The sequence below is a fragment of the Pseudomonas sp. PDM17 genome (assembly GCF_014851985.1).
Lineage (GTDB): Bacteria > Pseudomonadota > Gammaproteobacteria > Pseudomonadales > Pseudomonadaceae > Pseudomonas.
Genome location: NZ_JACVAT010000005.1, coordinates 297676 through 310022 on the forward strand (window position 1 = coordinate 297676; position 12347 = coordinate 310022).

General features: G+C 64.1%; 12 protein-coding genes. 10 read left to right on the forward strand and 2 right to left on the reverse strand.

Going from position 1 to position 12347, the window contains the following annotated elements:
- The first annotated feature begins 8 nt into the window (after positions 1–8).
- The 7 genes from IB256_RS19600 to hisC all read left to right on the forward strand — a co-directional run bounded on the left by IB256_RS19600 (position 9) and on the right by hisC (position 5805).
- Positions 9–656: an ABC transporter substrate-binding protein gene (locus IB256_RS19600; protein ID WP_192290008.1), complete on the forward strand. Its 648-nt coding sequence runs from the start codon at positions 9–11 to the stop codon at positions 654–656.
- Positions 653–961 carry a lipid asymmetry maintenance protein MlaB gene (locus tag IB256_RS19605; RefSeq protein ID WP_192290006.1) on the forward strand — a complete coding sequence of 103 codons (309 nt, stop codon included), beginning with the start codon at positions 653–655 and terminating at the stop codon, positions 959–961. Before IB256_RS19600 ends, IB256_RS19605 begins: the two co-directional genes overlap by 4 nt.
- 110 nt (positions 962–1071) lie before the next feature.
- Positions 1072–1311: a BolA family protein gene (locus IB256_RS19610; RefSeq protein ID WP_017518139.1), complete on the forward strand. Its 240-nt coding sequence runs from the start codon at positions 1072–1074 to the stop codon at positions 1309–1311.
- 19 nt (positions 1312–1330) lie between these two features.
- A complete protein-coding gene (murA, locus tag IB256_RS19615; protein ID WP_192290004.1) occupies positions 1331–2599 on the forward strand; it encodes a UDP-N-acetylglucosamine 1-carboxyvinyltransferase in 1269 nt (422 codons plus the stop codon).
- A gap of 14 nt (positions 2600–2613) precedes the next feature.
- A complete protein-coding gene (gene hisG / locus IB256_RS19620; RefSeq protein WP_017518137.1) occupies positions 2614–3249 on the forward strand; it encodes an ATP phosphoribosyltransferase in 636 nt (211 codons plus the stop codon).
- Positions 3250–3423: 174 nt separating this feature from the next.
- A complete protein-coding gene (gene hisD, locus IB256_RS19625) occupies positions 3424–4746 on the forward strand; it encodes a histidinol dehydrogenase (protein WP_192290002.1) in 1323 nt (440 codons plus the stop codon).
- Between the two features lie 3 nt (positions 4747–4749).
- The gene (hisC, locus tag IB256_RS19630; protein WP_192403745.1) at positions 4750–5805 is read left to right on the forward strand and encodes a histidinol-phosphate transaminase; all 1056 of its coding nucleotides are present in this window, start codon (positions 4750–4752) and stop codon (positions 5803–5805) included.
- Between the two features lie 69 nt (positions 5806–5874).
- Here the strand turns inward: hisC and algW are convergent, their stop codons facing one another.
- Positions 5875–7023 (reverse strand): Do family serine endopeptidase AlgW, encoded by a 1149-nt coding sequence (algW, locus tag IB256_RS19635; RefSeq protein ID WP_081517465.1) that lies wholly within the window; start codon positions 7021–7023, stop codon positions 5875–5877.
- 113 nt (positions 7024–7136) lie between these two features.
- Between algW and IB256_RS19640 the strand changes: the two genes are divergently transcribed.
- Positions 7137–7895 carry a Nif3-like dinuclear metal center hexameric protein gene (locus tag IB256_RS19640; RefSeq protein ID WP_192403753.1) on the forward strand — a complete coding sequence of 253 codons (759 nt, stop codon included), beginning with the start codon at positions 7137–7139 and terminating at the stop codon, positions 7893–7895.
- 55 nt (positions 7896–7950) lie between these two features.
- On the opposite strand, the gene mltB is transcribed toward IB256_RS19640, so the two are convergent.
- Positions 7951–9048: a lytic murein transglycosylase B gene (gene mltB / locus IB256_RS19645; protein ID WP_192289995.1), complete on the reverse strand. Its 1098-nt coding sequence runs from the start codon at positions 9046–9048 to the stop codon at positions 7951–7953.
- A 336-nt stretch (positions 9049–9384) separates the two neighbouring features.
- On the opposite strand from mltB, the gene cysD reads away from it, so the two are divergent.
- Both cysD and cysN read left to right on the forward strand, forming a co-directional pair.
- Positions 9385–10302 carry a sulfate adenylyltransferase subunit CysD gene (gene cysD / locus IB256_RS19650; protein ID WP_045209600.1) on the forward strand — a complete coding sequence of 306 codons (918 nt, stop codon included), beginning with the start codon at positions 9385–9387 and terminating at the stop codon, positions 10300–10302.
- A gap of 12 nt (positions 10303–10314) precedes the next feature.
- The gene (gene cysN, locus IB256_RS19655; RefSeq protein ID WP_192289993.1) at positions 10315–12216 is read left to right on the forward strand and encodes a sulfate adenylyltransferase subunit CysN; all 1902 of its coding nucleotides are present in this window, start codon (positions 10315–10317) and stop codon (positions 12214–12216) included.
- Positions 12217–12347: the final 131 nt, after the last annotated feature.

Genomic DNA, 12347 nt, shown 5'->3' on the forward strand with positions numbered 1-12347 from the left:
CTCACTCCATGTTGAAAACCTTGCGCCGTGGCTTTCTGGTTCTGCTCGCGATCCTGCCGCTGTTCGCCCAGGCCGAACAGACCGCTCAGCAGGTCGTGCAGCAGACCGTCGACAGCCTGCTGTCGGACCTGAAAACCAACAAGGCCAGCTACAAGGCCAATCCCCAGGCGTTCTACGACACCCTGAACCGCATTCTCGGCCCGGTCGTCGACTCCGAGGGCATCGCCAAGGGCGTGATGACCGTCAAGTACTCCCGCCAAGCGACTCCGGAGCAGGTCAAGCGCTTCGAGGAAACCTTCAAGAACAGCCTGTTCCAGTTCTACGGCAACGCGCTGCTGGAGTACGACAATCAGGACATCCGTGTGCTGAACAGCGGCAAGCAGGATCAGGATCGCGCTTCGGTGAACATGGAAGTGGTTGGCGGAAACGGTGCCGTCTATCCGGTGCAGTACACCATGGTCAACCAGGGCGGCAACTGGCGCCTGCGTAACGTGATCATCAACGGCATCAACATCGGCAAGCTTTTCCGTGACCAGTTTGCCGATTCCATGCAGAAGAACCGCAACGACCTGGAAGCCACCATCGCCGGATGGGGCCAGGTGGTCGCCAAGGCCAAGGACGCTGCCAAGGGCCAGCCGGAAGGCGGCGCAGAATGAGTCAGGGCAGTATCACGGAGCGTAGCGAGGGCGACCTGGCCCTCGCTGGCGTGCTGGACTACAGCACTGGCCCCGCGCTGCGTCAGCAGGGCGCGCGGCTGATCGCTTCCAGCAAGGCTGGCGCGCTGCGCCTGGACTGCTCGGCGGTGGAGCGCTCCAGCAGCGTCGGATTGTCGCTGCTGCTGTCCTACACCCGTGATGCGCGCAAGGCCGGCAAGACCCTGCAGATCTCCGGCCTGCCCAAGGACATGCAGGAAATCGCCAAGGTTGGCGAGCTCCTGGAGATCCTGCCGTTACAGCATTGAAACACTGAAAGGGCCCTCCGTCCGCGACTTCCCCTGCCGGGGTTCGCAGGCGGGGGGCTTTTTTGTATCATGGCCGACCCGCGCGCGTAGGGCGCCGAACGAGGTTGAGCATGCAGGCCGTAGAAGTCAAAAACTTCCTGGAATCGAAACTCCCAGGTACCCAGATCGAAGTGGAAGGCGAAGGCTGCAATTTCCAGCTGAACCTGATCAGCGACGAGCTCGCCGGCCTGAGCCCGGTCAAGCGCCAGCAACAGATCTATGCCCACCTGAACGAGTGGATCGCCTCCGGCGCCATCCATGCCGTCACCATGAAATTCTTCAGCCGCGCCGCCTGGGCCGAGCGTTCCTGAGCCCACGGGGAAAATAGCAATGGATAAACTGATCATTACCGGCGGCACTCGTCTCGATGGCGAGATCCGCATCTCCGGCGCGAAGAACTCGGCGCTGCCGATCCTCGCCGCGACCCTGCTTGCGGACACCCCGGTGACCGTCTGCAACCTGCCGCACCTGCACGACATCACTACCATGATCGAGCTGTTCGGCCGCATGGGTGTGCAGCCGATCATTGACGAGAAGCTCAACGTCGAAGTCGATGCCAGTACCATCAAGACCCTGGTGGCGCCGTACGAGCTGGTCAAGACCATGCGTGCGTCGATCCTCGTGCTCGGCCCGATGGTCGCCCGCTTCGGTGAAGCCGAAGTCGCGCTGCCCGGCGGTTGCGCCATCGGCTCGCGTCCGGTGGACCTGCACATCCGCGGCCTGGAGGCCATGGGCGCAGAGATCACCGTCGAAGGCGGCTACATCAAGGCCAAGGCCCCTGCCGGTGGCCTGAAGGGCGCGCACTTCTTCTTCGATACCGTGTCCGTGACCGGTACCGAGAACATCATGATGGCGGCAGCCCTTGCCAATGGCCGTTCCGTGCTGGAAAACGCCGCGCGGGAGCCCGAGGTCGTCGACCTGGCGAACTTCATCAACGCCATGGGCGGTGATGTGCAGGGCGCGGGCACCGACACCATCGTGATCAACGGTGTGAAAAGTCTGGGTGGCGGCGCCAAGTACAGCGTCATGCCCGACCGCATCGAGACCGGCACCTACCTGGTCGCCGCGGCGGCCACCGGTGGCCGCGTCAAGCTCAAGGACACCGATCCGACCATCCTCGAGGCCGTGCTGGCCAAGCTGGTCGAAGCCGGAGCGCACATCACCACCGGCAGCAACTGGATCGAGCTGGACATGAAGGGCAACCGGCCGAAGGCGGTGAACATCCGCACCGCGCCGTACCCGGCATTCCCGACCGACATGCAGGCCCAGTTCATCTCCCTGAATGCCATCGCCGAAGGCACCGGCGCGGTCATCGAAACCGTGTTCGAGAATCGCTTCATGCACGTCTACGAGATGAACCGCATGGGCGCGCAGATCCTGGTCGAAGGCAACACCGCCATCGTCACCGGCGTTCCGCAACTCAAGGGCGCACCGGTCATGGCGACCGACCTGCGGGCTTCCGCCAGCCTGGTGATCGCAGCCCTGGTGGCCGATGGCGATACCATGATCGACCGCATCTACCACATCGACCGTGGTTACGAGTGCATCGAAGAGAAACTGCAACTGCTCGGGGCGAAGATTCGCCGCGTGCCAGGCTAGGGCTGAGCCAGACAATGCTGACGATTGCCCTGTCCAAGGGCCGTATCCTCGACGACACCCTGCCGCTGCTCGCAGCGGCAGGCATCGTGCCGACCGAGAATCCGGACAAGAGCCGCAAGCTGATCATCCCCACCACCCTCGATGACGTGCGCCTGCTTATCGTGCGCGCCACCGACGTGCCGACCTATGTCGAGCACGGCGCCGCCGACCTTGGCGTCGCGGGCAAGGACGTGCTCATGGAGTACGGTGGCCAGGGCCTTTACGAGCCGCTGGACCTGAAGATCGCCAACTGCAAGCTGATGACCGCTGGTGCAGTCGGTGCGCCGGAGCCCAAGGGTCGCCTGCGCGTGGCCACCAAGTTCGTCAATGTCGCCAAGCGCTACTATGCCGAACAGGGCCGCCAGGTCGACGTGATCAAGTTGTACGGCTCCATGGAGCTGGCACCGCTGGTCGGCCTCGCCGACAAGATCATCGACGTAGTCGACACCGGCAACACCCTGCGTGCGAACGGCCTGGAACCCCAGGAACTGATCGCGCACATCAGCTCGCGCCTCGTCGTGAACAAGGCTTCGATGAAGATGCAGCACGCTCGCATCCAGGCCCTGATCGACACCCTGCGCGAAGCGGTGGAGTCTCGACACCGGGCGTAATTTCCCGCGCGGCCTCCCCGCCGCGCCGTGACCGCCATGGATGGCGGGAATGCCGAAAACGCAGGAGCAGCTTTTCGGCCCTATCCGTGTCATAGCCAAATTTTCTCGGGTGCCCGCACGGAAGGCTTGATAGTCTTGCGGCGCCCGAGATCATGCCAATTAAAGAGGCCAGCTATGACCGCACCCTTCGCTATCCGTCGACTCAACGCCGCCGATCCGGACTTCGCGCGTCATCTGGACCATCTGCTCTCCTGGGAAAGCGTGTCCGACGAGTCGGTGAACCAGCGCGTCCTGGACATCATCGCCGACGTGCGCAAGCGCGGTGACGCTGCCGTGGTCGAATTCACCCAGCGTTTCGACGGTGTCGATGCCAAGACCATGGCCGACCTGATTCTGCCGCGCGAGCGCCTGGAACTGGCCCTGACCCGCATCACCCCGGCCCAGCGCGAGGCGCTGGAAGTCGCCGCTGAACGCGTGCGCAGCTACCACGAGAAGCAGAAGCAGGATTCCTGGCGCTACACCGAAGCCGACGGCACCGTGCTCGGTCAGCAGGTCACCCCGCTGGATCGCGCTGGCCTTTACGTGCCCGGTGGCAAGGCGTCCTACCCATCTTCCGTGCTGATGAACGCCATTCCGGCCAAGGTCGCCGGCGTTGCCGAAGTGGTGATGGTGGTGCCGACCCCGCGTGGCGAGATCAATGAGATCGTCCTGGCGGCGGCCTGCATCGCCGGCGTCGACCGCGTCTTCACCATCGGCGGCGCCCAGGCTGTGGCAGCGCTGGCCTATGGCACCGAGAGCGTGCCGCAGGTGGACAAGATCGTCGGTCCGGGCAACATCTATGTCGCCACCGCCAAGCGCCATGTCTTCGGCCAGGTCGGCATCGACATGATCGCCGGCCCCTCCGAAATCCTCGTGGTCTGCGATGGCGGCACCGATCCGGACTGGATCGCCATGGACCTGTTCTCCCAGGCCGAGCACGACGAGGACGCCCAGTCGATCCTGGTCAGCCCGGACGCTGCGTTCCTCGACAAGGTGGCTGCCAGCATCGAGAAGCTGCTGCCGACCATGGAGCGCGCCGAGATCATCCGCACGTCGTTGACCAACCGCGGGGCGCTGATCCTCGTCGCTGACCAGGAGCAGGCCTGCCAGGTTGCCAACCGCATTGCCCCGGAACACCTGGAGCTGTCGGTGGAAGACCCGGAAAGCTGGCTGCCGAAGATCCGCCACGCCGGCGCCATCTTCATGGGCCGCTACACCGCCGAGGCGCTGGGCGACTACTGCGCCGGGCCGAACCACGTGCTGCCGACTTCCGGCACCGCGCGCTTCTCCTCGCCGCTGGGCGTGTATGACTTCCAGAAGCGCTCCTCGATCATCTTCTGCTCCGCGCCGGGTGCTTCCGAGCTGGGCAAGACCGCATCGATCCTAGCCCGTGGCGAGTCGCTGACCGCCCATGCGCGCAGCGCCGAATTCCGCATCCTTGACGGCAAGAGTGAGTAACCCATGAGCAAGTTCTGGAGTCCCTTCGTCAAGGAACTGGTGCCCTACGTTCCGGGCGAGCAGCCGAAGCTGGCCAAGCTGGTCAAGCTGAACACCAACGAGAACCCCTACGGCCCGTCGCCGAAGGTGGTTGCCGCGATCCAGGCCGAACTGAACGACACGCTGCGCCTGTATCCGGACCCGAACGCCGACCGCCTGAAGCAGACCATCGCCGAGTACCACGGCGTAAAGACCTCCCAGGTCTTCGTCGGCAACGGTTCGGACGAAGTCCTGGCCCACGCCTTCCACGCACTGTTCCAGCACGGCAAGCCGCTGCTGTTCCCGGACGTGACCTACAGCTTCTATCCGGTCTACTGCGGCCTCTACGGCATCGACTTCGAAGCCCTGCCGCTGGACGAGCAGTTCCAGATTCGTGTCGAGGAATACGCGCGCCCGAATGGTGGCATCATCTTCCCCAACCCCAATGCGCCGACCGGTTGCCTGCTGCCGCTCGACGCCATCGAGCGCCTGCTGCAAGCGAGCCCGGACAGCGTGGTGCTGGTGGACGAGGCCTACGTCGACTTCGGTGGCGAGACTGCGATTTCCCTGGTCAGCCGTTACCCGAACCTGCTGGTGGCGCAAACCCTGTCCAAGTCCCGTTCGCTGGCGGGCCTGCGGGTCGGCTTCGCGGTTGGCCACGAAGACCTGATCGAAGCGCTGGAGCGGGTGAAGAACAGCTTCAACTCCTATCCGCTGGACCGCTTGGCGCTGGCCGGCGCGGTGGCGTCCTTCGAGGACCAGGCCTATTTCGAACAGACCTGCAACGCGGTTATCCACAGCCGCGCAAAGCTGGTGGCCGAGCTCAAGACGCTGGGTTTCGACGTACTGCCGTCGGCGGCGAACTTCATCTTCGCCCGCCACCCGCAGCGCGACGGCGCCGAACTGGCTGCAGCCCTGCGTGAGGAAGGCGTGATCGTGCGTCACTTCAAGCAGCAGCGGATCAACCAGTTCCTGCGCATCAGCATCGGCACCGAAGAGCAGAACCAGGCTCTGATCGATGCCCTGCGGCTGAAACTGTAAGACTGTCGCTGGAAAAGAAAACGGCGCCCTCGGGCGCCGTTTTTCATTGGTCTGGAAAAGAGGACGGCATCAGTTGCCGTTCGGGGCGGGCGGTGGGCGCAGGCCGACTTCGGCGTTGAGCGTCACCGGCTTGCCGTTGCGCAGCACTTCGATGGTGATCTTCTCGCCGGGCTTGGTGCGCGCCACCTGATTCATCGAGCGTCGGCCATCGCTGGCAGCCTCGCCATCGATGTTCAGGATGATGTCGCCCGGCAGCAGGCCAGACTTGGCTGCGGGGCCGTCGCGGTAGACGCCGGCGACGACGATGCCGGCCTTGTCCTTGAGGTCGAAGGATTCGGCCAGTTCCGGGGTCAGCGGTTGGACTTCGACGCCGAGCCAGCCGCGGATGACCTGACCATGCTCGATGATCGATTGCATGACTTCCAGGGCCAGCTTGGTCGGGATGGCGAAGCCGATGCCCTGGGAGCCGCCGGATTTGGAGAAGATCGCGGTGTTGATGCCGATCAGGTTGCCGTTGGCGTCCACCAGCGCGCCGCCGGAGTTGCCCGGGTTGATCGCCGCGTCGGTCTGGATGAAGTCTTCGTAGGTGTTCAGGCCCAGCTGGTTGCGGCCGGTAGCGCTGATGATGCCCATGGTGACGGTCTGGCCGACGCCGAAGGGGTTGCCGATGGCCAGGCAGACGTCGCCGGTACGGATGCCGTCGGAGCGGCCGAGCATGATCGAGGGCAGGTCCTTGAGGTCGATCTTCAGTACCGCGAGGTCGGTCTCCGGATCGCTGCCCACCAGGCGGGCGATGGTCTCGCGGCCGTCGCGCAGGGCCACGACGATCTGGTCGGCGCCGGAGGTCACGTGGTTGTTGGTCAGCAGGTAGCCTTCGGGGCTCATGATCACTGCCGAACCCAGGCTCGACTCCATGCGCTTCTGCTGCGGCAGGTTATCGCCGAAGAAGCGCCGGAACAGCGGGTCGTCGAGCATCGAGTTGTTCGGCTTGCTGACCATCTTGGTGGTGTACAGGTTGGCCACGGCCGGCGAGGAGCGTGTCACGGCGTCGGCGTAGCTGACCGGGCCCTGCTGCAGGCGGCTGAGCAGCGGGGCCTGCTGCAGGTGCACTTCCTGCTGCGGAAGGCCGACCCATTGCGGGTTATGCTGGATGATCAGCAGCGCCAACAGGACGCCAACCAGCACGGGCCAGCCGAGGAAACGCAGGGCCTTCAGCATCGAAGAAAATCCTTGGGGTTGCTTGGCCGGGGGATGGCCGATAGGGTGGCGGCCATTATACGGGCGGCGAGCCAAGAAAATAGACGCTCGCAGCCGATGTTGGAGGAATTTCGATGGCAATCGCACTGAGCACGCTGGTCGAGGAAGCGGACCGTTTTCTCGACGCGGCGAAGATCCAGGATTACTGCCCCAACGGCCTGCAGGTCGAGGGCCGCCCGCAGGTGCGCCGCATCGTTTCCGGTGTCACCGCCAGCCAGGCGCTGCTGGATGCCGCCGTGGAAGCGGGCGCCGATGTGGTGCTGGTCCACCACGGCTATTTCTGGAAGGGCGAGGACGCCCGCGTGGTCGGCATGAGGCAGCGTCGCCTGAAGACCCTGCTGAACAACGACATCAGCCTGCTGGCCTATCACCTGCCACTGGACCTGCATCCTGAGGTGGGTAACAACGTGCAACTGGGCCGCCAGCTCGGCTTCGAGATCGAAGGGCCGCTGGAACCGGGCAACCCGCGCTCCATCGTGCTGGTCGGTTCGCTCGCCGAGCCCATGCTGCCGAGCGATCTCGCGCTGCATGTGCGCGACGTGCTGGGCCGCGAGCCGCTGCTGGTGGATGGCGGCCAGCCGATCCGCCGCATCGCCTGGTGCACCGGTGGTGCCCAGGGCTACATCGATCAGGCGATTGCCGCTGGCGTCGACGCCTATCTGACTGGGGAAGTCTCCGAGCAGACCGTGCACAGCGCGCGCGAGAACGGTATCAGCTTCATCGCCGCTGGCCACCACGCCACTGAGCGCTACGGCGTGCAGGCGCTGGGCGATTACCTGGCCAAGCGCTTCGCCATCGAGCACCTGTTCATCGATTGCCCGAACCCGGCTTGATTTTCCGGTGCCATGAAAAAAGCCGGCTCGACGAGCCGGCTTTTTTGTGTGCGCCTCAGCGGTAGCCGTGGCGCTGGCGGTCGACCGCCTTGCCCAGCTCCCACACCGCCATCGCGTAGTGCGTGCTGTGGTTGTAGCGGGTGATCACGTAGAAGTTCGGCAGGCCATACCAGTACTGGTAGGTGTTGCCCATGTCCAGGCGCAGCAGGCTGGCGCTCTGGTGGTTACCCAGCGAGCCCTGCGGACGCAGGCCGGCGTTGGCCAGTACGCTGACGGGGTACTGGGTCTTGAAGCCGTCTTCCAGGGAACGCGCCTGGCCGACGGCCGGGATCGCCACCGCATCGCCGGTAACCCAGCCGTGCTGCTTGAAGTAGTTGGCCACGCTGCCAATGGCATCGCGCGGGTTCCACAGGTCGCGGTGACCGTCGCCGTCGAAGTCCACCGCGTATTTTGTGAACGAGGAGGGCATGAACTGCCCGTAGCCCATGGCGCCGGCGTAGGAGCCGCGCATCTCCAGCGGATTGTCGCCTTCCTTGCGCGCCTGCAGGAGGAACTGCTCCAGTTCGCCGCTGAAGAACTCGGCGCGGCGCGGGTAGGAGAAGGAGAGGGTGGCCAGAGCGTCGATGATCCGCGTCTTGCCCATCACGCGGCCCCAGCGGGTTTCCACGCCGATGATGCCGACGATGATTTCCGCCGGCACGCCATAGGTGCGCGAGGCGCGCTGCAGGTCGGCTTCGTACTGGTCCCAGAACTGCACGCCCTTCTGTACGTTGTCCGGGGTGATGAACTTCTTCCGGTAGCGTAGCCACGCGCCATTCGGGCCGCTGGGCGGAGTGTAGGTCGGCGCCTGGCGGTCCATCAGGCGGATCACCCAGTCCAGTTCCTGTGTCTGGGCGAACAGGTCGTGCAGGTCTTGCCGGTTGAAGCCGTGCTTGCTCACCATCATGTCGATGAAGCGATTGGCGTTGGCATTGTTTGCGTAATCGCCGCGCAGCGGGGTGATCGGCTGCACCGAGCCGAACGCCGGATGGGCGCTCGGCGTGATCAAGTTCGGCGTCTTCGGCTTCTCGGCCGGCTGCGGGGCGGGAGTCGGTTTGCTGCTGCACGCGGAGATGAGGACAAGCAGAGGCAGGGCGAAAGCGATGCGGCGCATGGGAAATCTTCTGGGACAGGAAAACGTGTCGCTATGCTAGCGCAGTGCCGGCCGGGCACAAGCCGGGAGAGCATCGTAGAAGCCGCTGACTCTGTTGCAGGAAAAGTCCCCATGTTGTTTCCGAGAGGGTATTTGGGCCTTTGCTGCGCCTCGTTCGAGCGTCTCGGGAGCGCACCTTCAGACGCCGGTTGAAAACGGTTTTCACACTGAGCGCGTATGGCTATATCAGTATATTTTTTCGGTATAACCCGGCCGCCGGTTAGAGCCTTGCGCTGTGATAGAGTGCGCGCTCGTCTACGGCCCGCCGGCCGTCCATAAGCAATTCCGTGAGTAGCCATGGTCGACAAACTGACGCATCTGAAACAGCTGGAGGCCGAGAGCATCCACATCATCCGCGAGGTCGCCGCCGAGTTCGACAACCCGGTGATGCTGTACTCGATCGGCAAGGATAGCGCGGTGATGCTTCACCTCGCGCGCAAGGCCTTCTTCCCCGGCAAGCTGCCTTTCCCGGTGATGCATGTCGACACCCGCTGGAAATTCCAGGAGATGTACAGCTTCCGCACCAAGATGGTCGAGGAACTGGGCCTGGACCTGATCACCCACATCAACCCCGATGGCGTGGCTCAGGACATCAACCCGTTCACCCACGGCAGTGCCAAGCACACCGACATCATGAAGACCGAAGGCCTCAAGCAGGCCCTCGACAAGCACGGCTTCGATGCCGCCTTCGGTGGTGCCCGCCGCGACGAGGAGAAGTCCCGCGCCAAGGAGCGCGTCTACTCCTTCCGTGACAGCAAGCACCGCTGGGACCCGAAGAACCAGCGTCCGGAGCTGTGGAACGTCTACAACGGCAAGGTGAAGAAGGGCGAATCGATCCGCGTCTTCCCTCTGTCGAACTGGACCGAGCTGGACATCTGGCAATACATCTACCTGGAACAGATCCCGATCGTGCCGCTGTACTTCGCCGCCGAGCGCGAAGTCATCGAGATGAACGGCTCGCTGATCATGATCGACGACGAGCGCATCCTCGAGCACCTCACGCCCGAGCAGAAGGCCAGCATCCAGAAGAAGATGGTGCGTTTCCGTACCCTGGGCTGCTACCCGCTGACCGGCGCGGTGGAGTCCACCGCTACTTCGCTGCCGGAAATCATCCAGGAAATGCTGCTGACGCGAACTTCCGAACGCCAGGGCCGGGTCATTGACCACGACGCCGCCGGTTCGATGGAAGAAAAGAAACGTCAGGGCTACTTCTAAGGTTCTCGCACCATGTCGCATCAATCCGATCTGATCAGCGAGGACATCCTCGCCTACCTGGCCCAGCACGAGCGCAAGGAACTCCTGCGCTTCCTCACCTGCGGCAACGTCGACGACGGCAAGAGCACCCTGATCGGGCGCCTGCTGCACGACTCCAAGATGATCTACGAGGACCACCTCGAGGCCATCACCCGCGACTCGAAGAAAGTCGGCACCACCGGCGATGACGTCGACCTGGCGCTGCTGGTCGACGGCCTGCAGGCCGAGCGCGAACAGGGCATTACCATCGACGTGGCGTACCGCTACTTCAGCACTGCCAAGCGCAAGTTCATCATCGCCGACACCCCCGGCCATGAGCAGTACACCCGCAACATGGCTACCGGCGCATCTACCTGCGACCTGGCCATCATCCTGATCGACGCCCGCTACGGCGTGCAGACCCAGACTCGCCGGCACAGCTTCATCGCCTCGCTGCTGGGCATCAAACACATCGTCGTCGCCATCAACAAGATGGACCTCAAGGGTTTCGACCAGGGCGTCTTCGAGCAGATCAAGGCCGACTACCTGCAGTTCGCCGACAAGATCAACCTCAAGACCAACTCCCTGCACTTCGTGCCGATGTCGGCGCTGAAGGGCGACAACGTGGTCAACAAGTCCGAGCGCTCGCCGTGGTACACCGGCCAGTCGCTGATGGAAATCCTCGAGACCGTGGAAGTCGCGGGCGACCGCAACCTCGACGACATGCGCTTCCCGGTGCAGTACGTCAACCGTCCGAACCTGAACTTCCGCGGCTTCGCCGGCACCCTGGCGAGCGGCATCGTGCGCAAGGGCGACGAAGTCATCGCCCTGCCGTCGGGCAAGGGCAGCAAGGTCAAGTCCATCGTCACCTACGAGGGTGAGCTGGAGCAGGCCGGTCCAGGGCAGGCGATCACCCTGACCCTGGAAGACGAAATCGACGTCTCCCGCGGCGACATGCTGGTTCACGCCGACAACCGTCCGCAGGTGACCGACGGCTTCGACGCCATGCTGGTGTGGATGGCCGAAGAGCCGATGCTGCCGGGCAAGAAGTATGACATCAAGCGCGCTACCAGCTACGTGCCGGGCTCGATCCCGAGCATCAGCCACAAGGTGGACGTGAACACCCTGGAAGAGACCGCCGCCAGCGAACTCAAGCTCAACGAGATCGCCCGTGTGAAGGTCAGCCTGGATGCGCCGATCGCGCTGGACGGCTACGGCGAGAACCGCACTACCGGTGCCTTCATCGTCATCGACCGCCTGACCAACGGTACAGTCGGCGCCGGCATGATCATCGCCGCCCCGCAGTCGAGCCACGGCGCTGTCGCCCACCATGGTGCGAACGCCCATGTCGCTCGCGAGGAGCGCGCTGCACGCTTCGGCCAGCAGCCCGCTACGGTGCTGTTCAGCGGCCTCTCAGGCGCCGGCAAGAGCACCCTGGCTTATGCCGTAGAGCGCAAGCTGTTCGACATGGGGCGTGCTGTCTATGTGCTGGATGGCCAGAACCTGCGCCATGACCTGAACAAGGGGCTGCCGCAGGATCGCGCCGGTCGTACCGAGAACTGGCTGCGCACTGCTCATGTGGCTCGGCAGTTCAACGAAGCCGGCCTGATCAGCCTGTGCGCTTTCGTCGCCCCGAGCGCCGAAGGCCGCGAGCGCGCCAAATCGCTGATCGGCGCCGAGCGCCTGGTCACCGTTTACGTCCAGGCCTCCCCGCAGGTCTGCCGTGAGCGTGACCCGCAGGGCCTGTACGCCGCCGGCCAGGACAACATTCCGGGTGAGTCCTTCCCGTTCGACGTGCCGCTGGATGCCGATCTGGTGGTCGACACCCAGAGTCAGTCGGTGGAAGAGGGCGTCAAGGCAGTCCTCGACCTGCTCCGCCAGCGCGGCGCGATCTGATCGCCTCCGCGTTGTGAAAAAGCCCCGCTTCTGCGGGGCTTTTTTTGTTCTTTGTAGGAGCGAGCCCTCGAGACGACTCGCGAACGTTCACTGGCAGATGGCTATTGCCGCCGACCTGTATGCTGCCTAAT

Coding starts and splice junctions, on each gene's coding strand:
- IB256_RS19600 (WP_192290008.1), top strand. CDS start 9: ATGTTGAAAACCTTGCGCCGTGGCTTTCTGGTTCTGCTCGCGATCCTG.
- IB256_RS19605 (WP_192290006.1), top strand. CDS start 653: ATGAGTCAGGGCAGTATCACGGAGCGTAGCGAGGGCGACCTGGCCCTC.
- IB256_RS19610 (WP_017518139.1), top strand. CDS start 1,072: ATGCAGGCCGTAGAAGTCAAAAACTTCCTGGAATCGAAACTCCCAGGT.
- murA (WP_192290004.1), top strand. CDS start 1,331: ATGGATAAACTGATCATTACCGGCGGCACTCGTCTCGATGGCGAGATC.
- hisG (WP_017518137.1), top strand. CDS start 2,614: ATGCTGACGATTGCCCTGTCCAAGGGCCGTATCCTCGACGACACCCTG.
- hisD (WP_192290002.1), top strand. CDS start 3,424: ATGACCGCACCCTTCGCTATCCGTCGACTCAACGCCGCCGATCCGGAC.
- hisC (WP_192403745.1), top strand. CDS start 4,750: ATGAGCAAGTTCTGGAGTCCCTTCGTCAAGGAACTGGTGCCCTACGTT.
- algW (WP_081517465.1), bottom strand. CDS start 7,023: ATGCTGAAGGCCCTGCGTTTCCTCGGCTGGCCCGTGCTGGTTGGCGTC.
- IB256_RS19640 (WP_192403753.1), top strand. CDS start 7,137: ATGGCAATCGCACTGAGCACGCTGGTCGAGGAAGCGGACCGTTTTCTC.
- mltB (WP_192289995.1), bottom strand. CDS start 9,048: ATGCGCCGCATCGCTTTCGCCCTGCCTCTGCTTGTCCTCATCTCCGCG.
- cysD (WP_045209600.1), top strand. CDS start 9,385: ATGGTCGACAAACTGACGCATCTGAAACAGCTGGAGGCCGAGAGCATC.
- cysN (WP_192289993.1), top strand. CDS start 10,315: ATGTCGCATCAATCCGATCTGATCAGCGAGGACATCCTCGCCTACCTG.